The 21,556-nt window shown below is 66.1% G+C and carries 17 protein-coding genes; 5 read left to right on the forward strand and 12 right to left on the reverse strand.

The features are described 5' to 3' along the window. Positions 1 to 19: 19 nt before the first annotated feature. Positions 20 to 1,408, forward strand: coding sequence for an efflux transporter outer membrane subunit (locus tag CBP34_RS05670; RefSeq protein ID WP_236748522.1), 1,389 nt, complete (start codon positions 20 to 22; stop codon positions 1,406 to 1,408). 28 nt (positions 1,409 to 1,436) lie between these two features. Here the strand turns inward: CBP34_RS05670 and garD are convergent, their stop codons facing one another. The 7 genes from garD to kdgD all read right to left on the reverse strand — a co-directional run bounded on the left by garD (position 1,437) and on the right by kdgD (position 9,688). Further along, on the reverse strand, positions 1,437 to 3,005 hold the full coding sequence (gene garD / locus CBP34_RS05675) for a galactarate dehydratase (protein WP_094097522.1): 1,569 nt from the start codon (positions 3,003 to 3,005) through the stop codon (positions 1,437 to 1,439). Between the two features lie 28 nt (positions 3,006 to 3,033). Further along, positions 3,034 to 3,978 (reverse strand): 2-hydroxyacid dehydrogenase, encoded by a 945-nt coding sequence (locus tag CBP34_RS05680; RefSeq protein ID WP_094097523.1) that lies wholly within the window; start codon positions 3,976 to 3,978, stop codon positions 3,034 to 3,036. Between the two features lie 90 nt (positions 3,979 to 4,068). Beyond that, a complete protein-coding gene (locus tag CBP34_RS05685; RefSeq protein WP_094097524.1) occupies positions 4,069 to 5,031 on the reverse strand; it encodes a Bug family tripartite tricarboxylate transporter substrate binding protein in 963 nt (320 codons plus the stop codon). Between the two features lie 33 nt (positions 5,032 to 5,064). Then, complete coding sequence (locus CBP34_RS05690; protein ID WP_094099077.1) at positions 5,065 to 6,183, reverse strand: SMP-30/gluconolactonase/LRE family protein; 1,119 nt, start codon at positions 6,181 to 6,183, stop codon at positions 5,065 to 5,067. Positions 6,184 to 6,250: 67 nt separating this feature from the next. After that, positions 6,251 to 7,681, reverse strand: coding sequence for an aldehyde dehydrogenase (NADP(+)) (locus tag CBP34_RS05695; protein WP_094097525.1), 1,431 nt, complete (start codon positions 7,679 to 7,681; stop codon positions 6,251 to 6,253). A 108-nt stretch (positions 7,682 to 7,789) separates the two neighbouring features. Continuing rightward, entirely contained in the window at positions 7,790 to 8,746 is a 957-nt protein-coding gene (locus CBP34_RS05700; RefSeq protein WP_094099078.1) for a Bug family tripartite tricarboxylate transporter substrate binding protein, read from the reverse strand. A gap of 30 nt (positions 8,747 to 8,776) precedes the next feature. Further along, a complete protein-coding gene (gene kdgD / locus CBP34_RS05705) occupies positions 8,777 to 9,688 on the reverse strand; it encodes a 5-dehydro-4-deoxyglucarate dehydratase (protein ID WP_094097526.1) in 912 nt (303 codons plus the stop codon). A 235-nt stretch (positions 9,689 to 9,923) separates the two neighbouring features. Between kdgD and CBP34_RS05710 the strand changes: the two genes are divergently transcribed. Together CBP34_RS05710 and gudD are read left to right on the forward strand one after the other, a co-directional pair. Beyond that, positions 9,924 to 10,652 carry a FadR/GntR family transcriptional regulator gene (locus CBP34_RS05710; protein WP_086911809.1) on the forward strand — a complete coding sequence of 243 codons (729 nt, stop codon included), beginning with the start codon at positions 9,924 to 9,926 and terminating at the stop codon, positions 10,650 to 10,652. Between the two features lie 95 nt (positions 10,653 to 10,747). Beyond that, positions 10,748 to 12,085, forward strand: coding sequence for a glucarate dehydratase (gene gudD, locus CBP34_RS05715; protein WP_094097527.1), 1,338 nt, complete (start codon positions 10,748 to 10,750; stop codon positions 12,083 to 12,085). Positions 12,086 to 12,178: 93 nt separating this feature from the next. Here gudD and CBP34_RS05720 read toward each other — a convergent pair whose 3' ends face one another. Beyond that, positions 12,179 to 13,441, reverse strand: coding sequence for a putative Na+/H+ antiporter (locus CBP34_RS05720; protein ID WP_094097528.1), 1,263 nt, complete (start codon positions 13,439 to 13,441; stop codon positions 12,179 to 12,181). A gap of 342 nt (positions 13,442 to 13,783) precedes the next feature. Here CBP34_RS05720 and CBP34_RS05725 point away from each other — a divergent pair, with 342 nt between their 5' ends. Both CBP34_RS05725 and CBP34_RS05730 read left to right on the forward strand, forming a co-directional pair. Next, positions 13,784 to 14,608, forward strand: coding sequence for an undecaprenyl-diphosphate phosphatase (locus tag CBP34_RS05725; RefSeq protein ID WP_094099079.1), 825 nt, complete (start codon positions 13,784 to 13,786; stop codon positions 14,606 to 14,608). Positions 14,609 to 14,618: 10 nt separating this feature from the next. Then, positions 14,619 to 15,479, forward strand: a complete 861-nt coding sequence (locus CBP34_RS05730; RefSeq protein WP_236748523.1) for a MipA/OmpV family protein — start codon at positions 14,619 to 14,621, stop codon at positions 15,477 to 15,479. Between the two features lie 18 nt (positions 15,480 to 15,497). Here the strand turns inward: CBP34_RS05730 and CBP34_RS05735 are convergent, their stop codons facing one another. The 4 genes from CBP34_RS05735 to CBP34_RS05750 all read right to left on the reverse strand — a co-directional run bounded on the left by CBP34_RS05735 (position 15,498) and on the right by CBP34_RS05750 (position 21,395). Beyond that, the gene (locus CBP34_RS05735) at positions 15,498 to 17,369 is read right to left on the reverse strand and encodes a diguanylate cyclase (RefSeq protein WP_236748524.1); all 1,872 of its coding nucleotides are present in this window, start codon (positions 17,367 to 17,369) and stop codon (positions 15,498 to 15,500) included. A 397-nt stretch (positions 17,370 to 17,766) separates the two neighbouring features. Continuing rightward, on the reverse strand, positions 17,767 to 19,548 hold the full coding sequence (locus CBP34_RS05740) for a diguanylate cyclase (RefSeq protein ID WP_094097529.1): 1,782 nt from the start codon (positions 19,546 to 19,548) through the stop codon (positions 17,767 to 17,769). Between the two features lie 162 nt (positions 19,549 to 19,710). Further along, positions 19,711 to 20,529: an alpha/beta fold hydrolase gene (locus CBP34_RS05745; protein ID WP_086926904.1), complete on the reverse strand. Its 819-nt coding sequence runs from the start codon at positions 20,527 to 20,529 to the stop codon at positions 19,711 to 19,713. 38 nt (positions 20,530 to 20,567) lie between these two features. Next, positions 20,568 to 21,395 (reverse strand): proteasome-type protease, encoded by an 828-nt coding sequence (locus CBP34_RS05750; RefSeq protein ID WP_086926905.1) that lies wholly within the window; start codon positions 21,393 to 21,395, stop codon positions 20,568 to 20,570. Positions 21,396 to 21,556: the final 161 nt, after the last annotated feature.

Below are 21,556 nucleotides of genomic sequence, written 5' to 3' on the forward strand. Positions count from 1 at the left end.
CTGGAAGGTATTTTTGCTTATGATTTCGGCGCTGCTCACGGCCTGCAGCACCCCGCCGCCCCACGAGCGACCGGCGCTCGACGTGCCCACCACCTACAAGCAAGGCGTGCAAGGCAGCGCCGTGTGGCAAACCGCCCAACCGCAGGACAGCGTGCCCGGCGCGTGGTGGACGCTGTTCGCCGACCCTGCGCTCGATGCGCTGCAAGAACGCGCCGCCAGCGGCAACCAGAACGTAGCTTTGGCCGTGGCCCGGCTGCGCGCTGCGCGCGCCGCACTCGACAGCGCTGGCGCCGCCGGCCTGCCCAGCCTGGGCGCCACGGCCAGCAGCACGCGCGCGCGCAGCGGCACCACCGCCGACAACACCACCCAGGCCCGCACCCGCAACAGTCAGGCCCTGGGCCTGAACGCCAGCTGGGAGCTGGACCTGTGGGGGCGCCTGTCGGGCGGTGTGGATGCCGCGCGCGCCAGCGCCCAGGCCAGCGCCGACGACCTGGCCGCCGCGCGCCTGTCGGTGCAGGCCACGGTGGCGCAAACCTATTTCGCCCTGCGCGCCGCCGAGGCGCAGGTGCTTTTGCTGGATGACACCCTGACCGCCTACGAGCGCAGCTGGCAACTCACGCGCAACCGCCAGCGCGCGGGCGTGGCCTCGGCGGCCGACGTGGCGCAGGCCGAGGCGCAATACAAATCCACCCAGGTGCAACGGCTCGAAGCGCAGACCAGCCGCGCCCAGCTCGAACACGCGCTGGCCGCGCTCACCGGCCAGGCACCGGCCGCGCTCAGCGTGCCCGCTACGGCCTCGCTGCCCGCACCCCCCACCGTGCCGGCGCAACTGCCCTCGCGTCTGCTCGAGCGCCGGCCCGACATCGCTGCCGCACAGCAGCGCGTGGCAGCGGCCAACGCGCAGATCGGCGTGGCGCAGGCGGCTTTCTTTCCGGCGATCACGCTGTCGGGCGCGGCGGGCTATCGGGGCACAGAGCTGTCCAGTTTGCTGAACGCCCCCAACCTGTTCTGGTCGCTGGGCCCTGCGTTGGCTGTATCCCTTTTCGACGGCGGTGCCCGCAGCGCCGCCGTCGAATCGGCCCGCGCCACGCACGACCAGGCCGTGGCCAGCTACCGCCAGACCGTGCTGACCGCGCTGCAGGAAGTGGAGGACAACCTCGCCGCCGCCACCGCGCTGGAGCGCGAACAGCAACTGCAGGCCGAGGCCGTGGCCGCCGCGCAGCGCGCGCTGGATGTGGTGGGCAACCAGTACCGTGCGGGCACCGTGGGCTATCTGAATGTGCTGACCGCGCAGACCACCGTGTTGTCAGCCCAGCGCAACCTGATTGATGTGCGCTCCCGCAGGCTGGCAGCGGTGAACATGCTGCTCAAGAATGTGGCGGGAAGCTGGGCTGCCGAGAGGCTTTAGCGGGGGGCGCGCGGAAGCCACGCTGTGCTCAGGTCACCGGGGCCGGATTGAACAGCACCAGCGCGTTCTGGAGCTTCCAGTGCTCGGCCCAGGTGCGGCGGCCGCTGGCCACGTCGAGCAGCAGGCGAAACAGTTCCCAGCCCGCCTCTTCGATGGTGATTTTGCCATCGGCGATGCGACCGGCGTTCAGGTCCATCAGGTCGTGCCAGCGGTGGGCCAGGTCGGTGCGGGTGGCCACCTTGACCACAGGGCAGGCGGCCAGGCCGTAGGGCGTGCCACGCCCCGTAGTGAACACATGCAGATTCATGCCTGCCGCCAGCTGCAGCGTGCCGCAGATGAAATCGCTGGCGGGTGTGGCTGCGAAGACCAGGCCCTTCTGCCCCGGCGCCAGCTTCTCGCCGGGCGCCAGCACGCTGCCGATGGCCGCGCTACCGCTCTTGACGATCGAGCCCATGGCCTTCTCAACAATGTTGGACAGGCCTCCGGCCTTGTTGCCTGGCGTGGTGTTGGCGCTGCGGTCCACACGGCCGCGATCGAGGTAGCGGTCGTACCAGTCGAGTTCGCGCACGATGGCTTCGGCCACTTCGGGTGTGGCCGCGCGGCTGGTGAGCTGGTCCACGCCGTCGCGCACCTCGGTGTTCTCGCTGAACATCACGGTGGCGCCGGCGCGCACCAGCAGGTCGGCGGCAAAGCCGACCGCCGGATTGGCCGTGGCGCCCGAAAACGCGTCGCTGCCGCCGCACTGCACGCCCACCACCAGCTCGCTGGCCGGCACGGTTTCGCGTCGGCGTGCGTTCAGGCGCGCGAGGTGCGGGCGGGCGCGCTCCACGATGTCGTCGAGCATGGACATGAAACCGACATGGGCTGCGTCCTGCAGGCAGACCACATCCAGGCCGCTGTCCCGCTCGTCCGCGATCGGGAAGCTGCCCGGCGGCAGCAGGCGCTCGGGCTGCAGCTTTTCGCAGCCCAGGCTGACCACCATCACCTCGCCGCCGAAGTTCGGGTTCAGGCTGATGTTCTTCAGCGTGCGGATGGGTATTACCGCGTCGGGCGCGTCAATCGCCACGCCGCAGCCGTAGCTGTGCTCCAGCCCGACCACATCGTCCACGTTCGGGAACAAGGGCAGCAACTCGGTCTTGATGCGGCTCACCGCGTGTGCCACTACGCCGGCCACGCATTGCACGGTGGTGGTGATGGCCAGGATGTTGCGCGTGCCGACCGAGCCGTCGGCGTTGCGGTAGCCCTCGAAGCTGTAGCCGTCCAGCGGCGCCAGCGCTGGTGCCGGGCGGGTTGCCATGGGCAGGCCCTGCAGCGCGCGCGCCGCTGGCATCTGCAGCAGTCGCTCGTGCACCCAGCTGCCGGCGGGGATGGCCTGGCGCGCGTAGCCGATCGGCACGTTGTAGCGGCGCACGGTTTCGCCCTCGGCGAGGTCGGCCAGCGCGACCTTGTGGCCTTGCGGCACCTTGTCGGCCAGTACCAGTCCCGACGGCAGCACGGTGCCTGCCGGCAGGCCGCCATCGTTGGCGACGATGGCCACGTTGTCGGCCGCGTGCATGCGGATCAGCACCGGAGCCGGCGCAGGCGTGGAAGAGCTCATGATCAGCCTTTGTGGATGGGCGGCGCGTTCAGGCCGCAGCCGAGACCAGTCGGCCTTCGGCAAAGAAGGCGGCCAGGTTGTCCAGCACGCGCTGGGCCATGGCCTGGCGCGTCTCTTCGGTGCCGCTGGCAATATGCGGCAGCAGCACCACGTTGTCCAGCGCCAGCAACTCGGCCGGCACCTGCGGTTCGCGCTCGAATACGTCGAGGCCCGCGCCGGCGATGCGTCGCTCGACCAGCGCGCGCACCAGCGCCGCCTCGTCGATCACCGAGCCGCGGGCGACATTGATGAGAAATCCGCGCGGACCTAGCGCGTCGAGCACCGCAGTGTCGATCAGGTGGCGGGTCTCCACCCCGCCGGCGGTGATGATGACCAGATAGTCGGCCCAGCGCGCCAGTTCGCGCAGCGCCGGCTCGTGCGGCCAGGGCACGCCGGCCACCGGGCGGCGGCTGTGGTAGCGCACGTCCATGTCAAAGCCGCCGGCGCGGCGTGCGATGGTCTGGCCGATCCGGCCCAGGCCGACGATGCCCAGCCGCGCGCCACTGACCTTGCGCCCCAGTCCGAAAGATTGACCTGCGGCCCAGCGGCCGGCGCGCACGAAGCGGTCCGCCTCGGCGGTGCGGCGCGCCACATCCAGCAGCAGCGCGAACGCGGTGTCGGCCACACAGTCGTTGAGCACATCGGGCGTGTAGCCGACTGCGATGCCGCGTTCGCGCGCCGCAGCCAGGTCGATCTTGTCCAGGCCGACGCCGAAGCTGGAGATCACGCGCAGCTGCGGCAGCGCGGCGATCAGCGCGGTCGGGGCGCCGGCGCCGCCGGCCGAGGTCACCAGACCGGTGAATTCGGCGCCGTGGCGCGCGAGAAAGGCATTGGGATCGGCCTCTTCAGAGAGCCGGTGCAGGTCGTAGTCTGCCGCCAGACGCTGCTCAAGGGCGGGGAGTAGGCGGCCAGCCTGGAGGATGCGTGGTTTCATGGTTTGGCGTTCTTCCGTCGGTGGTGATGGCGCGCTTGCGGCTAGCGCTGGCCTTTTCGCTGGAGCGGGACGGTTCCGGCCCCGAACACATCATTCCACCGTCACCTTGCCATCCTTGACCACCTTGGCCATGGACTTGACCTCGGACGCCAGCCACTCCTTGAACTGCGGCGGCGACATCTCGTAAGGCTCGGCCCCCAGGGTTTGCAGGCGCGCCTTGATATCGGGCAGGGCCATGATGCGCTTGACCTCGCCGTTGAGCTTGTCCACCACCGGCTGCGGGGTGCCGGCCGGCGCCAGCAGGCCCTGCCAGCTGCCCGTCATGAAGCCCGGCAGCGTTTCAGCCACGGTGGGCACCTCTCCCAGTGTGGGGTTGCGCTTGGCGCTCGATACAGCGATCAGTTTGATCTTGCCGGACTTGACGTGCGGATAGGTGGCCACCATGCCGTTGAAAGTCAAGTCCACCTGTCCGCCGATCAGGTCGGTCATTGCCTGCGCGCCGCCCTTGTAAGGCACGTAGCCCCAGTCCAGGCCGGCGCGCTGCGCAAACAGAACGCCCGCCAGATGCGTGGCCGAGCCCATGCCCGCCGCGGCGGCAAAGTTCGCCTTGCCCTTCTGGGACTTGACCCACTCGATGAGTTCCTGGGTGGTGTTGGCCGGCACCTGGTTGCTGGTGACCAGCAGGTGGGGTGAGTACGCCACCATGGCAACCGGCGAGAAGTCAACACCGAGGTTGAACGGCAGCTTGTACAGCGACGGGCTGATGGAAAGGTTCCCCACGTCCGTCAGCAACAGGGTGTGGCCATCGGGTGCCGCCTTGGCCACCATGTCGGCTCCCAGATTGCCGCTCGATCCGGGCTTGTTGTCCACCACCACGGGCTGGCCCAGTGATTCGGACAGCTTCAGTCCGACCAGTCGGGCCAGCACGTCGGACGTGCCCCCGGCGGGAAATGGCACCACGATCCGTAGCGGCTTGGTGGGCCAGGCCTGAGCCTGGGCGAGTCCGGCCGTGGCGGCCAGTGTGAGGGCATAGAGGGTGCGCTTGATGAACATCGTTGTCTCCTGATGGGTGTCGATGGGGCGGGCTCAGACCGCGCCGTGGGATTCCACATACAAGGCGTACAGCGAATGGGAGCTCGCCATGTAGAGCCGGTTGTTCTTCGGGCCGCCAAAGGTCAGGTTGGCGCAGCGCTCGGGCAGGCGGATGAAACCGATGGCCTTGCCTTGCGGGTTGAACACCATCACGCCATCGAGATCCTCGGACCTGCCGCGCAGCGGATAGACCTGGCGGCCACCCACGTCGAGCGGTTCCGCAGCCAGGGCGCCGTTGCTGCCCCAGCCGCACCACAGGTTGCCGTCACGGTCCACCTTGAAACCGTCCAGCGCGCCCTGGTCGGCCGCGTCGATCAGTTTCGTCTTGTTGGCCAGGCGACCGTCGGGCTGGAGGTCAAAGCTCCAGATGCTGCGGTTGGGCGTGCCCTTCCATTCGACCACGTACAGCTTCGTCTCGTCCGGCGAAAAGGCCAGACCATTGGGATTGACGAGGTCGGTGATCACCGCGGTGAGCTGGCCGTCGGCGCCGAGGCGGTAAACGTTGGTGGACGCCTGCTCTGGCTTGGCGCGCGCCCCCTCCCATTCACCGTTGATACCAAACAACGGGTCGGTGAACCAGATGCTGTCGTCGGACTTCACCACGATGTCGTTCGGCGCGTTCAGGCGCTTGCCTTCGAAGCGATCCGCCAGCACGGTGATCTGGCCGTCGCGCTCGGTGCGCGTCACCCGGCGCGTGACCGAGTGCTCGCAAGTGAGCAGGCGGCCCTGGCGGTCGCGGGTGTTGCCGTTCGAGAAGTTCGCGTTGGAGCGCCAGACGGTGAAGGCGCCGGTCTTCTCGTCGAACTTCATGATGCGGTTGTTCGGGATGTCGCTCAGCAGCACATGGCCCGGCTCGCCCGCCTTGCTGCCCGGGAAATAGACCGGACCCTCGGCCCAGCGCATGCCGGTGGCCACCTGTTCGACGGTGCTGCTGTAGATGCGGTAACGGGCGAAGCTGGGGTCCAGGATCTGCACTGCCGGGTCTGGGTAGCGCTGGCTTGGCGCGAAGGAAAACGCCTGGGCCAGCGCCGGGGCACCGACCACCGCCAGCGCCGAGCCCGCCCCTATTTTTTTTAGCAACTGGCGACGCCCCAACGTGATCGGGTTGTTCATGCTTGTCTCCTGTGATGGCTTCTGGTGATGGAAGGCCAGGGCGCTGCCAGGGCGCCCTGGTGCGAGGTCAGCAGGGCTGGCCCTGCCGCGCGGCCAGCCAGCCGGGTGCATCCTGCAGCGCCACCGGGCGCAGGAAGCGGTCCATCGCGGCCCAGCCCACCGACGTGCTGCCCGGCTGCGTGGAGGAAGGGAAGGGGCCGCCATGCTGTTGGCCGGCCGAGACGGCCACGCCGGTGGGATAGCCCGAGAACAGCACCCGCCCGGCCACCTGCGAGGCGGCGCGCACCAGGGCAACCACTTCCTCGGAAGGTTCGTCGGCACCCCAGATCGTCACCGTGAGCGAGCCGCCAATGGCTTGCAGCACCTGGATCGCCTCGGCCGTGCCGGCCACGCGCACGACCAGGGCGGCAGGGCCAAACACTTCCTCGTGCAAGGCCGGGTCGGCAAGGAAACCGGCGGCGTTGATCTGAGCCAGGAAGGGGCGTGGCGGCTGGCTTTCGGCGGCGGTCTCGCCCAGCACCGTCGTTAGACCGGGGTGTGCGGCCCAGGCCGCGCGGCCGGCGTCGAAGCCCGCGCGCATCTGCGCCGTGAGCATGTGGTGCGGGGTGCTGGCTTTCAGTGCGTCGGCCAACTGCGCGACGAAGGCGTCGCCTGGCGCGCCCTGCGGCACGACGATGACGCCGGGGCTGGTGCAAAACTGGCCGCAGCCCATGGTGATGGAGCCGGCCAGGCCCTGGGCCAGTTCGGCGCCCTTGGCGGCCAGGGCCGACGGCAGGGCGACCAGCGGGTTGACCGAGCCCAGCTCGCCGAAGAACGGAATCGGCCGCGGACGCGACTGCGCCGCCTTCTCCAACGCCAGGCCACCGCGCACCGAGCCGGTGAAGGCGGCGGCCGCGATCAGCGGATGCTGCACGAGCGACACGCCCACTTCCGTACCACGGCCGTCGACCATGCCAAACACGCCGGTTGGCAGGCCTTGCGCGGCGACCACGCCGCGCGCCACGTCGGCCACGGCATGCGACAAGGCGCGGTGCCCGCGATGTGCCTTGACCACCACCGGGCAACCGGCGGCCAGCGCCGCAGCGGTATCGCCGCCCAGCACCGAGAAGGCAAACGGAAAGTTGCTGGCGCTGAACATGGCCACCGGACCCAGCGGCACGCGCACGCGCATCAGGCTCGGGTGGCCCACCGGCGGCGCACCCGCCACAGCCGGGTCATCCGTGAAGGCGAAAGGCACCCCCTGTTCCACCTGGGTGGCAAAGCCGCGCAGCTGGAAGCTTGTGCGATCGAGCTCGCCATTGAGCCGGGCCGTGCCGAGGTGGGTTTCCTGGTCGGCCAGCGCCACCAGCGCTGTGCGCTGGGATTCCAGTGCGTCGGCGAGGCCACGCAACAGTGCGGCCCGGGTTGCCGCCGGGGAGGCGCCATAGGTGGTGAACGCGTTGCTGGCAGCGTTGACAATGGCGTCAAGCTGGCTGACGGTGGTGTCCTGGAAGGTCATGGTGTCGGAGGAGAAGGGGTAGAAATTCAGTGCTGGCAATCCGCTCGCATGCCGTCGAAACGCTGAGCACCCATGCAATGGGTGCGGCGATTCGACGGGGCGATAGCGTCAGTCCGCGGTGATCTTGCGAGCCACGATGAGCTTTGCCCAGCGGGCGTATTCGGCGGCCTGGAAGGCGGCGAACTGCTCGGGGGTGTTCAGCACCATCTCGAAGCCGAGTTCCTGCAGCTTGGCCTTGGTTTGCGGCTCGTTCAGGATCGAGGCGATGGCGCTGTTGAGCTTTGCCTTGACGTCGGCGGGCAGCCCCTTGGGGCCGGCGACGGCCTGCCATGAGTACACGTTCGCGTCCTTGATGCCGCTTTCTTCCAGCGTGGGCACGTTGGGCAGCAAGCTGGAGCGCTTGGCGCTGGTGATGGCCAGAGCCTTGAGCTTGCCCGCCTGGATTTGCGGCATGGCGGTGTTGATGTTCATGAACGATGCATCCACCTGGTTGCCCAGCAGATCGGTCATGACCGGGCCGCCGCCCCGGTAGGGCACATGGATGCCGCTGGTGCCGGTCTGCTGCCAGAACAGTTCGGCTGTCAGGTGGTCGCTGCTGCCGTTGCCCGAGGAGGCGAAGGTCATCTTGTCGGGGTTTGCCTTGATGAAGGCAATCACATCGCCCAGCGCGTTGTGCCGGGATGCGGCGGGCACCACCAGCACGTTCGGGGCCTGCACGGCTACGGTGATCGGATCCAGATCCTTGAGTGCGTCATACGGCACCTTGATCAGGTGCGGTGCAATCACGAAGGGACCGAGCGACGCTACCAGCAAGGTATGGCCGTCGGCGGGGCTGCGCGCCACCTGGGCCGTGCCGATGGTGCCCGTGGCACCGGGTTTGTTGTCCACGATCACCGTGCCGCCTAGCTTCTCGGGCAACTTGCTCGACAGGGTGCGGGCGATCATGTCGGTGGACCCTCCGGGCGGGAATGGCACCACCAGCGTGATCGGCTTGGTGGGCCAGGCGAGGGCGCTGGTGGACGCGAGCGCGCCGAGTGCCACGGCGCAAAGCATTTTCTTGATCATCATGTGTCTCCTCTGGATGGATGGTGTCTGTTACTGGGGGCCCAGTTTGGCAATCAGCGCTGCGAGTTCATCGCACTCGTGCGGCGCCAGTTCGGACAGCGGCGCTCGCACCGGTCCGGCATCGTGGCCCACGATGCGGGCGCCGGCCTTGATCATCGAGACGGCGTAGCCTTGCTTGCGGTTGCGGATATTGAGCAGTGGGTGGAAGAACTCGCGCAGCAGGTGGTGCTGGGTTGCCATGTCGTCGGTACGCACCGCCTCATAGAACTGCATGGCGGTTTTGGGGATGAAGTTGAAGACCGCAGACGAGTACACCGGTGTGCCCAGAGCCTTGTAGGCGGCGGCATAGACCTCGGCGGTCGGCAAACCGCCCAGGTAGGAGAAGCGGTCGCCCATCTTCATGAAGATGGCGCTCATCCGCTCGATGTCGCCCACGCCGTCCTTGAAACCGATCAGGTTGGGGCAGCGTTCGGCCAAAATGGCCAGGGACTCGGGGGTGAACTTGCTGACGCTGCGGCTGTAGACGATCACGCCAAATTTCACGCTCTTGCAGACTTGCTCGACGTGGTTGATCAGGCCTTCCTGGCTGGCTTCAGTCAGGTAGTGGGGCAGCAACAGGATGCCGTGTGCGCCTTGGCGCTCGGCTTCCTGGGCGCATTCGATCGCAAAGCGCGTTGGGCCGCCAGCGCCCGCGATGATGGGCACCTTGCCCCGGCAGGTCTGCACCGCCGTCTTGATGACCTCGGCATATTCGCTGCCCGTCAGGGAAAAGAACTCGCCCGTGCCGCCTGCGGCGAAAAGCGCTTTTGCGCCATAGGGCGCCAGCCATTCAAGGCGTGCGGCGTAACCCTTGGCGTTGAAGTCGCCGTTGGCGTCGAAGTCCGTCAGCGGGAACGACAGCAGACCGCTGGACATGATTTGCTTGAGGTCTTGGGGATTCATCGAAAGGGTTCCTCTGGTTGGGGATTAAAAATGGGCGAACAGGTTGGTGTGAACGGTGGTCAGACGAACGCGCATGGCAACGGCCTGGAGGGCATCTGCAGCGATCGCGATGGGTGCTTGTCGCCATCGCTTGCGTGTTAAAGTCGCTGCAGTCATTGAGTTACGTTATCAGTTGTCGTACAAGTTGAGTCGGATTATTGCGTGAAACCATCTTTTTGAGGCTAGGGATTTCCCTATGAATGTTCCCATCCTGCCCCGTCGCAAACCACGCAGCCTTGCCATCGAAGTGGTGGAAAAGCTGACGGAAGACATCCTTGCCGAGCGCCTGCCCGCTGGCAGCAAGCTGCCCACCGAGGCTTCCTTCATGGAGACCTTTGGCGTGAGCCGCACGGTGGTGCGCGAGGCCATCTCGCGCCTTCAGGCGGCCGGGCTGGTCGAGACCCGGCATGGAATCGGCACCTTTGTGCTGGCCCAGGAAAACGGCCCCTCGTTTCGCATCAGCCCTGACCAGCTGGGAACCTTGCGCGACGTCATCGCCCTGCTGGAATTTCGCATCAGCGTCGAGACAGAAGCCGCCGCCCTGGCCGCCATTCGGCGCAGTGAAGACAACCTGCGGGATATGCGGGCTGCTCTATCGGCATTCACCGGCGCCATGGAAGAGGGGCGCGATGCCGCCAGTGCCGACCTGCAGTTCCACCAGGAAATTGCCCGCGCCACCCAGAATCACCACTTTCTGGATCTGATGAAATCGCTGGGGCTGGGTGTCATACCGCGCACGCGGCTGGAGGCGCCGGCCATGATGCAGCCTGAGCGCATGGCCTATCTGCGCCGCGTCCACCAGGAGCATGAGACCATCTACAACGCGATTGCGGCACAGGATTTCGAGGCGGCTCGCGCGGCGATGCGCACCCATCTTTCCAACAGTCGGGATCGGCATCGGCGCAGTGAGGCAGGGAGTCACTGAACAGGGCGTTGGGGGATTCCAAGGGTTTTCCCTTGAGGTTCTGGGTATGTAGTAGTTGTACGATGTCGGTCAACATTTTGTGCTCTGTCAATCCCATGCCTACATCCAACCCAACCCCCGTCGTAACCCGCATGCAGGTGGTCCCCGTCGCTGGCCGCGACAGTATGCTGCTCAACCTCAGTGGCGCCCACGGCCCCTACTTCACGCGCAACCTGGTGATCCTGACGGACTCCAGCGGCCACACCGGCGTGGGCGAGGTGCCCGGGGGCGAAAAGATCCGGCAAACCCTGGAAGATGCCCGCGCCCTGATCGAGGGGCAACCCATCGGAGATTACAACCGTCTGCTCAACAGCCTGCGCCAGCGCTTTGCCGACCGCGACAGTGGTGGGCGCGGTCTGCAGACCTTTGATTTGCGGATCACCATCCATGCGGTCACGGCGGTCGAGAGCGCTCTGCTGGACCTGCTGGGCCAGCATCTGAATGTCCCGGTGGCGGCGCTGCTGGGCGAAGGCCAGCAGCGCGACCGTGTGCAGATGCTGGGCTACTTGTTCTACATCGCGGATCGCCGCAAGACCGATCTGGCCTACAACAGTGAGCCCGACGCTGCCGATGACTGGCTGCGCCTGCGCCACGAGGAGGTCATGACCCCTGAAGCCGTGGTGCGCCTTGCCGAGGCGGCCCAGGCGCGCTACGGGTTCCAGGACTTCAAGCTCAAAGGCGGCGTGCTGCGCGGCGAAGAAGAGGTCGAGGCCGTCACGGCCCTGCACGAGCGGTTTCCCCAGGCCCGCATTACGCTCGACCCCAATGGCGGCTGGCTGCTCAAGGACGCGGTGCGCCTGATGCGCAACATGCACAACGTCGTTGCCTATGCCGAAGACCCCTGCGGCGGCGAAGGGGTGTTCTCCGGTCGCGAGGTGATGGCCGAGTTCCGCCGTGCAACCGGCTTGCCCACCGCCACCAACATGGTCGCTACCGACTGGCGCGAAATGGCCCACAGCATCCAGTTGCAATCGGTCGATATTCCGCTGGCCGACCCGCATTTCTGGACACTGCAGGGATCGGTGCGCGTGGCGCAGCTCTGCCAGATGTACGACCTGACCTGGGGCTCGCATTCCAACAACCATTTCGACGTGTCGCTGGCGATGTTCACCCATTGCGCCGCGGCCGCGCCCGGCAAGGTCACAGCCATCGATACCCACTGGATCTGGCAAGACGGCCAGTTCCTGACCAAAGAGCCGCTGCAGATCCGGGGTGGCTATGTGGACGTGCCGACCAAGCCCGGCCTGGGCGTTGAACTTGACATGGACGCCGTGAACAAGGCCCATCAGCTGTATCTGCAGCACGGCCTGGGCGCCCGCGACGACGCCGCTGCGATGCAGCACCTGATTCCGGGCTGGAAGTTCAACAACAAGATGCCGTGCATGGTGCGCTGACCCACAAGGGCGCGCGCGGGCCCGCTGGAGGGCTGCTTTGAAAGAGCACGCGCCCCGGTCACAACGCTGGACGGGCGTTTGCTATAGGCGGGGTCAGAGTAGCAAAAAAGACGCCGCCGCCACCGCCGTCGGCATCAGCGCTCCCAGCAGCAACCCGCCCGCGCCAATGGTTTCGTCGGCAAAGCCGCGCTTGAGCAAGGCGACGCCGGCCGGATTGGGCGCGTTGGCAATCACCGTGAGGCCGCCCCCGGCCACTGCACCCGCCACCAGCATGTATTTGGCGGGGTCGGACATCCCCTCGATCAGCGATCCCAGGTAAGTGAGTGCCGCGTTGTCGGTGATGGCCGTCAGGCCCAGGGCGCCCGCGAACAGGGCCAGCGGCTGCAGGCTGGAGACGATGGGCTGCAGCCACCATTGCTGCATGCCACCCAGCACCACCAGCCCGGCAAGGAAGAAACCCACGAGCAGCGCTTCTTTGAGGATCAGCGGGCTCTGGTGGCGTTCGTAGGCCTGCGTGAACGCCAGAAACAGCAGGAACAGCCCGACAAAAACCACCGGGTGGTGTGCAAACAGCACCACGCCGGCCAACAGCGCCAGGTGCACGGCTGCCACCGTGGCGGACACGGGCGCTCGCGCCTGCTGGCCTGCCGCGAGGGCGCTGGCGTGGGGCAAGTGCTTGCGCAGGATGAAGGTGCAGACCGTGGCGTTGAGCAGCACCGCCAGCGCGGCTTTCCACCCGAAGGTGGCCAGCATGAAGGCGCTGTCCCATTGCCAGGTGGCGGCCACCATCAGCACAGGTGGCGCGGCATACGAGGTGAGCGTGCCGCCGATCGACACGTTGACGAACAGCACCCCCAGCGCCAGGTACTTGCGGCCTTCAGGCACATCGGCACGAAAGACTTGCGGCGCCAGCATGAGGGCGGCAATGGTCATGGCGGCTGGCTCGGTGATGAGCGAACCCAGCAGGGGCACGGCGGCCAGCCCCAGCCAGGCGGTGGCCATCGGGGTGGGCAGGGGCATGAGGCGCGCCATGGCATCCACCAGGGCCACCACGGTGCGCAGCACCGGGCGCGAGGCGGCAATCACCATCACCACGAAGACAAACAGCGGCTCGGTGTAGTTGCGCGACTCGGCGTAGTGCAGGGCCTGCGCGCCGCCACCCACCAGGGCCATGACCACAATCAGCACCATGGCCCAGAAGCCAAACACCACTTCGACTTCGCCCAGCAGATGGAACAGGCCCGCGTGGCGCGGAAAGCGGTGCGAGAGCCGTTCGAACTGTTTGGCGGAAAAGGTGTGAATCAGCGCGATGCCGAACAGGGCGGCGGCAATCCATTGGAGGGTGGTGGGTGTCATGTGGGGGCGGTCGTAAAAAAGCCGCGTGGCGGCCCGACCAGCGCATGAACCTGCCGCGCCTGCTGGCGCGTACACCCGGAGAGCAGTTTACCAGCAGCGCTTGTGGCGGCCAGATAGCGCAATAGGATCGCGATTTGCTCCTGAAAACATAGCTATTAGCGCTACTTGGATCCACTTCATGGGCATTTTTTGTGCATGTCCTTGCAGGATCGTGGACTGCGCAGACTCGCGAAGAAACAACCCGACAAAGGCCGATAGCCGTCGCTACAGGTGCCCGTGGTGTCACGCTGCCAGACGATAATTTGATTTTTTGCCAGCCCGAAGGGCTTGAAGGACGAACGCGTGGACATTGTTTTGCTGGTCAAGGCCGCCATCATGGGCGTGGTCGAGGGCCTGACCGAGTTTCTTCCCATCTCATCCACCGGTCACCTGATTCTTGCGGGCTCGCTGCTGGGCTTTGATGACGCGAAGGCCCAGGTGTTTGACATTGCCATCCAGACGGGCGCCATCTTTGCCGTCATCCTGGTGTATTGGCAAAAGATCCGCGCCACGCTGGCGGCCCTTCCCACGCAGCGCCAGGCACAGCGTTTTGCGCTCAATGTGCTGATTGCCTTTGTGCCGGCGGTGGTGCTGGGGCTGCTGTTTGGCAAGGCCATCAAGGCCCATCTGTTCACCCCCGTGGTAGTGGCCAGCACCTTCATCATTGGTGGTTTCATCATCCTGTGGGCCGAACGACGCCCCGCTGCGGCCACCCGCATCCACGAGGTGGAAGACATGACGGGACTCGATGCCCTCAAGGTGGGCCTCGTGCAGTGCCTGGCCATGGTGCCGGGCACCAGCCGCAGCGGCGCCACCATCATCGGCGGCATGCTGCTGGGCCTGTCGCGCAAGGCGGCCACGGATTTTTCCTTTTTTCTGGCCATTCCCACGCTCATCGGCGCGGGCGCATACAGCCTGTACAAGGAACGGGCCCTGCTGTCGGCGGCGGACATTCCGCTGTTTGCCGTGGGGCTGGTGTTTTCATTCATCAGCGCCTGGCTCTGCGTGCGCTGGCTGCTGCGCTACATCAGCACCCACAGCTTCGTGCCGTTCGCCTATTACCGGATCGTGTTCGGGGTGGTGGTGCTGGTTTCGGCTTGGACTGGCCTGGTGCAGTGGGCCGGCTGATAATGGCGCCATGACCTACCAACCGCGCATTTTTCGGGGCCTTTGGGGCTGCACTGTGTTGTGGGGCCTGTGCGCAGGCCTGCCCGCCATGGCCGAAGAAGCGCCCCCCTCGGTCCATGCGGATGGATCGCCCAAACTCAACTATGTGCTGGGCGCCGTTGTGAGCAACGGCCCGGACTATGCTGGCGGCGATGGCCGTTCGTCCCATTTAAGCCCGTCATGGGCGCTGGAATACGGACGGTTTCGCCTGAGCACATCGCGCGGCAGCACCCTCATGGGCCATGGGCTGGAGCAGCGCGAATCGGGCGCCACCGCCATCCTGGCCGAAAGCGACCGGTTCAGCCTGAGTGCGTCGCTGCGTCTGGACAATGGTCGCAAAAACAGTGATTCACCGCGGCTGGCCGGCCTGCCCGAGGTGCGGTCCACCGTGCGCGCCCGTGTCAGCGCAGGCTATGCCATCACGCCCCGGTGGTCGGTGGGCGCAGGGCTTTCGCAAGACATCCTGGGGCGCGACGGGGGTGCGCAGCTGAATACCAGCGTTTCCTACACCCTGCCCGTCACGCAGCAGACCCGCATGGTTTTTGGTGCTGGCGCCAGTTTTGGCGACCGCACCTACCTGCGCGCCCGGTTTGGCGTGCCCGCCGTGGCGGGCGGTGCGGGGGCTGCCCGCCTGCCTGCGTTCGAGCCTGGTGGCGGTCTGTACAGCGTGGACCTGGGGGTGGACGTCATGACGGCGCTCAATCGCCATTGGGTGGTGTGGGGCGGCGTGGGTGTTTCGCAGGTCCAGGGTGACGCGCGCCGCAGCCCCTTGACTGTGCGTCCTACGGGCTATTCCGCCTCGCTGGGGCTGGCCTACCGCTGCTGCCGTTGAGCCGGGTCTGGCGCGGATTCACGCTGGTTCCACGAATCGGGCGGAACCCAGTGCGAGGTCGCCGGTGTTGCGCCGCAGGCAGAACTTGCCGGCCTGCTTGCCGCTGTACATGGCGGCGTCGGCCAGTCTGAGCAAACCCATGGCGTCTGTGCCGTCCTCGGGGGCGAGGGCGTAGCCGATCGTCAGGCCCACGCGGATCTGCCGATGGCCCAGAACGAAGGGCGAGCGAAACGAATCGAGCAGCTTCATTCCCAGGTCGTGCGCCTGCTCTGGCGGGTTGAGCAGGTGGGCAATGACCACGAACTCGTCGCCGCCCAGCCGAGCCACCACGTCCGATTCGCGCAGATGGCCGCGCAGGCGTTGCGCCACGGCGATCAGCAGTTCGTCGCCCACATCGTGGCCGTATTGATCGTTGACCGGCTTGAAGCCGTCCAGGTCGAGCAGGTAAACCGCCACCAGATGCTGGCGGTCGCAACGAAGCAGGCTGCTGGCCAGCGTTACATACAGGCCACGGCGGTTGGTGAGGCCGGTGAGCGGGTCAGTGTGCGCGAGCGAGTGCAGGGCGTCACGCTCGCGGTGTGCATCAAGGGCGGCAAGGTGCAATACCTTGCTGCGCAGGCCCATCACACGCATGAACAGCAGCATGTCGATGGTTGCGCCGAACTGGAACGAGTGCAGCGTCCAGAAGTTCGTGGGCACCCAGCCTTGCACCAGGCACACCATCACCGCTGCGGCTATGCCATAGGCAAGCCACGCGAACAGCAGGGTGGTGCCAATCGGGTCTTTTTTGCGCACCCGCCGAAGCGCTGCGGGAATGCTGAGCAGCGATGGCATCGGTCCTGCCAGGCTCATGAAGATTGTCGCAATGCGGGGCGTCAGTATGTCCAAAACGAAGGCTACGCAGACCAACGCGGTGACGGCGGCTCCCGCATGCATCACGCGCTGGTACCCGCCCCGCGTGGACGGCCCTACCAGGGCGTAGTTCAGAAATAGGAATGATCCCGCCAGAGCGATGAGCCCCGCCATGATGCCCGCGTGGCTCGCCATCCACACATTGCCCGGCCACAGGAACTGCGCGCCAATACCAAAAAACTGGATGGAAAAACCCGTGCTGCCGAGGACGACCAGCGCATAGTAGGCAAACAGTCGCTCGCGCTGGCTGGCCCACTGGATCAGGCTGTACACCAGCAGGCAGAGCGCCAGCCCGATAAGCAGGCCCTGCAGCATCTGTTCGCGCTGGGCCAGGAACAACCCATGGGGCAGCTCGGTGACACTGATCGGCAAAATCATCGGCCCCAGCGTGCGTATGCGGATCAGCACATCGTAGGTTTGCCCTGCCTGCAGATTCAGCAGCATTGCCGGTACACGGCTCTGCAATGTTTCCTTGCCGGGCGGGCGCTGGTAGCCCACCAAGGCTTGTTGAAGCACCCGGCCTGCGCTGGTGAGATAAATGTCCACTTCCTGCAGGGAGCTGTAGCCGATGTGGATGACCCAGGGGCTTTCTGGGGTCTGAGATATCTCCAACGGAACGCGCAGCCATATCGCCTGCTTGTCGCGCACGCCCAGCGATCCGTTCAGGTTTGCGGGCGCTTCGAATTGCTCCAGCCGCCCCAGCATCTCCTGCACATTGCGTCCGAGGGTGCCATCGGCCTGTAGGGTGATGGCGGGCCAGGCGTTCGGGACCTGGCTACCGGGTTGGAGCTGCAGGGGTGGGGCGGCATGGACTGCCGCCGACCAGCTCAGCAAACCCAGCACGCCCAGCAGAAACAGCGCCGCCAGCCTGATGCCCGCGCTGCGCGCTGCGCGCCAATGTCGCACCCATGCCATGAGAACGCGGTCGAGGACGATCATCGGCGCGTGGATGAACGCTTCATCGCGATGCGCTTGCACTGCGGGGCATCGTCACCGGGCCCGCCCTGTGCAGGCCAGTCGCCCAGGATTCGGGCGATGGTGCCGTCGCCCAGGGGGGCGGCGTGCCGCCGCATGTCCTGTAACTGGATGTCCGGGGCTGAGAGAGCGGCGTCATGGACCGTGCGTATCGTTTTGTAACTTGTCAGTGTAGCGGACGCGCTAGCAGTTGGTGTGTCAGATTTTTGGAACCGACCGCCGTTCGGACAGGGGCTGGGCGGGATCGAAGCCAGGTTCAGCAAGGCTGCCTCTGTGGCCGGCGGCTGCCCCATCGCAACCCGGTGGCTGCCAGCCTGCTCCACAAACAAGGGCCACTGGAGTGGCGCACCGCAACCATTTGTGTTGTGCCCGTGGCGCAAATGCAATCGGGCGTTGCCCGCTATGCCGAGGACAGCGCCAGCTCGCCCGCATTGCGCCGTACGCAGAACTTGCCGCTTTGCTTGCCGCTGTACATGGCGGCGTCGGCCCGCTTGAGCAGGGTGCCGGGGTCGCTGCCGTCGTGGGGGGCGATGGCATAGCCGATCGTCAGGCCCACAGCCACCTCGATGTTGCCCAGCACAAACGGGGTGCGAAACGCCTCCAGCAGCTTGAGCCCGAGGTCCTGGGCCTGCTCTGGGGTGCCCAGGCCGCTGGTCATCAGCACGAACTCATCGCCGCCCAGGCGCGCCACCACATCGTTGTGCCGCACCTGGGCCAGCAGACGGCGTGTTGCGGCCACCAGCAAGGCATCGCCCACATCGTGGCCATGCTGGTCGTTAATGGGCTTGAAGCCATCCAGGTCCATCACATACACCGCCAGCAATGACTGGGAATCGCAGCGCCCCAGGGCTAAGGACAGCGCTGCGTGGAGCCCCCGGCGGTTGGGCAGGCCCGTGAGGGGATCGGTATGCGCCAGCGAGCGCATGGCATCGCGCTCCTCGGTGGCAACCTGCGCCGCCGTGTGCAACCGCTGCGCCTGCTGGCCCAGCAAACGCATGAACAGCAGCATGTCGATGGTGGACCCGAACTGGAACGAGTGCAGCGTCCAGAAGTTCACCGGCAACCAGCCGCGTATCACCCCAACCATGGTGGCGGTTGCCCCAAAATAGACGACCCAGGCCAGCAGCAACGTGGTGCCAATGCTGTCGCCGCGGCGCGCGCGCTGCAGGGCGCCAGGAATCCCCATCAGCGCAGGCACCAGCCCCAGCAGGCTGACGATGCCGGTGATGACGTGTGAAGAGAGCAGTTCGAGCACGTAAACCAGTGCCAGTACCCCACACAACACGGCACCGGACCGCATGGCCCACAAAAGCCGGCTGCGCGGCAAATGACCAACCAGCACCTGGCTGATGAACAGGAACGAGCCACAGGTGGCTGTGAGGGCGGCCAGCGAGGCTGCACGCACTTCAAACCATATGGCGTTGATCCAGAGATACTGCTTGCCCACACCAAAAAGATGCAGCGAAAACAGCAGGCTGCCCGTCAGCAGCAGCGCGTATTGCGCAAACAGCGGGTCTCTCAGGCTGGCCCACTGCGCCAGGCTGTACACCAGCAGGCACAGCGCCAGGCCGGTCAGGACGCCTTGCAGCATCTGTTCGTCCACGGCACGGCGCAGTTGCGTGGCCGGCTTGTTGAGGGTGATGGGCAAGACCATGGCCCCCGCGGTTTCCACGCGCAGCCACAACTCATACGGTTGCCCCGGCACCAGGTCCAGCACCAGCGTGTGCGAGCGTGTGTACAGGGGGCGCTGGGAATAGGGCTGCAGATTGCCCAGGGTGGCATGCTGCGCGACTTGTCCGCCCTGGGTGAGGAACACGTCAATGCGGTTGAGAGGGGGATAGTCGATGTCCAGCACCCACCGGCCATCGGACATATGTTCCGCCATCAGGCCCATGCGCAGCCACATGGGCTCGGGGCGTACCCCCAGCGTGCCACTGGTGCCCGCAGGGGCTTGGAACCGGGACGCCTGTGCCTGCATGTCTGCGAGCGTACGCTGCCGCGATGCGTCGGCCAGCACCGTCACGGCGGGCCAGGCCGGCACAGTGCCCGCCGCATCCCGCAGAACGAGCGCTGCGGGCGCAGGCGCGGCGTGCACCCCGGCGCACATGCACAGCCACAGCAACCAGCACAGGGCCCACCGCAGGGTGGGCAGCGGTGGTGTCAGGGCAATAAAGGGCGGCATGGCAAACAGGGTGTGGGGAGGGGTGCGATCAATGTGTCTGTGAATTTGTATCACAGTGTAATTGGATCGCCAGAGAGCGCCATGCCCGAATCGCGCCTCCTGCGCATGGCGCCGCCGCCGGCTGAATCCCGCTGCCGCAGCGCGGTGAGCGGTTTTACCCTTTCACGCAGCGTTCGGCAGCGACGCCAGGTTCAGCAAGGCCGCCTCGATGGCGGCAGCGGTGGCCAGCGGCTGCTCCATCGGAAACAGGTGGCTGCCATCGAGCATCATGATGCGCCCGCCCGTCACCCGCCGCGTCAAAGCCATGCCCACCTGGCGCATCTCCACCGATGCCAGCCCGCCGATGAATGCGGCCGGGCAGCGCAGCGGGTGGCGGCGCAGCAGGCGGTCCAGGTTGTGCGGCAGGGTGTTGTAGATGGCGGTTTCCACCGCCCGGTCAAAGCCCAGCACCCGGCGCCCGTCCTCGTCGTGCAGGCCGTGCGTGACATAGTCGCGCAGCACCTGCGGGTCCCACTGCGCAAACACCTTCTTCTTGCCAAAGTGGTCCAGCGCCTCGTCGGTGCTGGCCCAGCTCATGCGGCGCTGGCGGCTCACGCGGCCGGGCGACACGGCGCTCACCACCTGTGTGCGCTTGGCCACGCCCACGGTGGTGGCGCGCCAGCCGCTAATCAGTGGCGAGTCGAGCATCAACACGCCGCGCGCCAGCTCGGGGTGCTGGGCCGCCGCCATCACGCTCAGAATGCCGCCCAGCGAATGCCCCACCAGAAACACGCGCTCGCCCGAGGCCTCCACCTGCTGCGCCGCAAAGTCGGCCAGCTGCTGCACCAGATGCGGCCAGTTGCTGGTGACCGGGTATTGCGCATCGTGGCCAAAACGGTCGATGGCAGCCACCTCAAAGCCGCGCTGGCGCAATTGCCCAAACAGCACGTTGTAGGTGCCCGCCGGAAAGCTGTTGCCGTGCGAAAAAACGATCTTGGTCATCAATCAGTCAGTGTGCGGGGGGCGGGATGCGTGCGAACTCAGATCAGCTTTTCGCGGAAGTTGGTGATCTTCTTGAGCGGCTTGCTGCGCGCCGGATTCACCAGAATGGGCGCATCGGTCGAGCCGCCGTCCCAGGCCGGGTCCTCGATGCTGTCGAATACCGCGCGCAGCTTTTGCCCCCAGCTGTCGTGCAGCATGCGAAAGTAAGGGTTGTGCTCGTCAATGCACACGATCTTGTCGGTGGTGAAGCGGTCCACCTCATACACCACCAGGTCCATGGGCAGGCCTACCGAAAGGTTGGACTTGAGCGTGCTGTCCATCGACACCAGCGCGCACTTGGCGGCCTCGTTGAGCGGCGTGTCGGGCGTCAGCACGCGGTCGAGCACCGGTTTGCCGTATTTCGACTCGCCCACCTGGAAATATGGCGTCTCGGCCGTCGATTCGATGAAATTGCCCGCCGAATACACCTGGAACAGGCGCATGCCCTCGCCCTTGATCTGGCCGCCAAATACCATCGATACATTGAAATCCACCCCCGCGCGCTTGAGCGCCGCGCCATCGCGCTCATGCACATGGCGCACGGCGGCGCCCAGCACGCGGGCGGCGTCGAACATGCTCTTGGCGTTCCAGATGGTGATGGGCTCGCCGTCGGCATCGTCCTTGATCTGCGTGGTCTGCAAAATCTCGCGCACCGACTGCGAAATGCTCAAGTTGCCCGCCGACAGCAGCACCATGAAGCGATCGCCCGTCTTTTCATAGACCATGATCTTGCGAAACGAGCTGATCTGGTCCAGGCCCGCATTGGTGCGCGAATCGGACAGGAACACCAGCCCGGCATTGAGTTTGATGGCGACGCAATACGTCATGGGGAATGCGAGAAAGAGGAAAGGCACAGAGTGTAGTGCGATGCCGCAACGCGCCTGCAGCACCGAAACCACCCGCCGACAGATTGCGGACAGCTGCTATTAAATAAATAGCTTCTCGCGCTTTTTCCGTAAGCGATACAGGTTGATTTGTGTCAAATTTT

The sequence above is a fragment of the Acidovorax carolinensis genome (assembly GCF_002157145.1).
GTDB classification, from domain to species: domain Bacteria; phylum Pseudomonadota; class Gammaproteobacteria; order Burkholderiales; family Burkholderiaceae_C; genus Acidovorax; species Acidovorax carolinensis.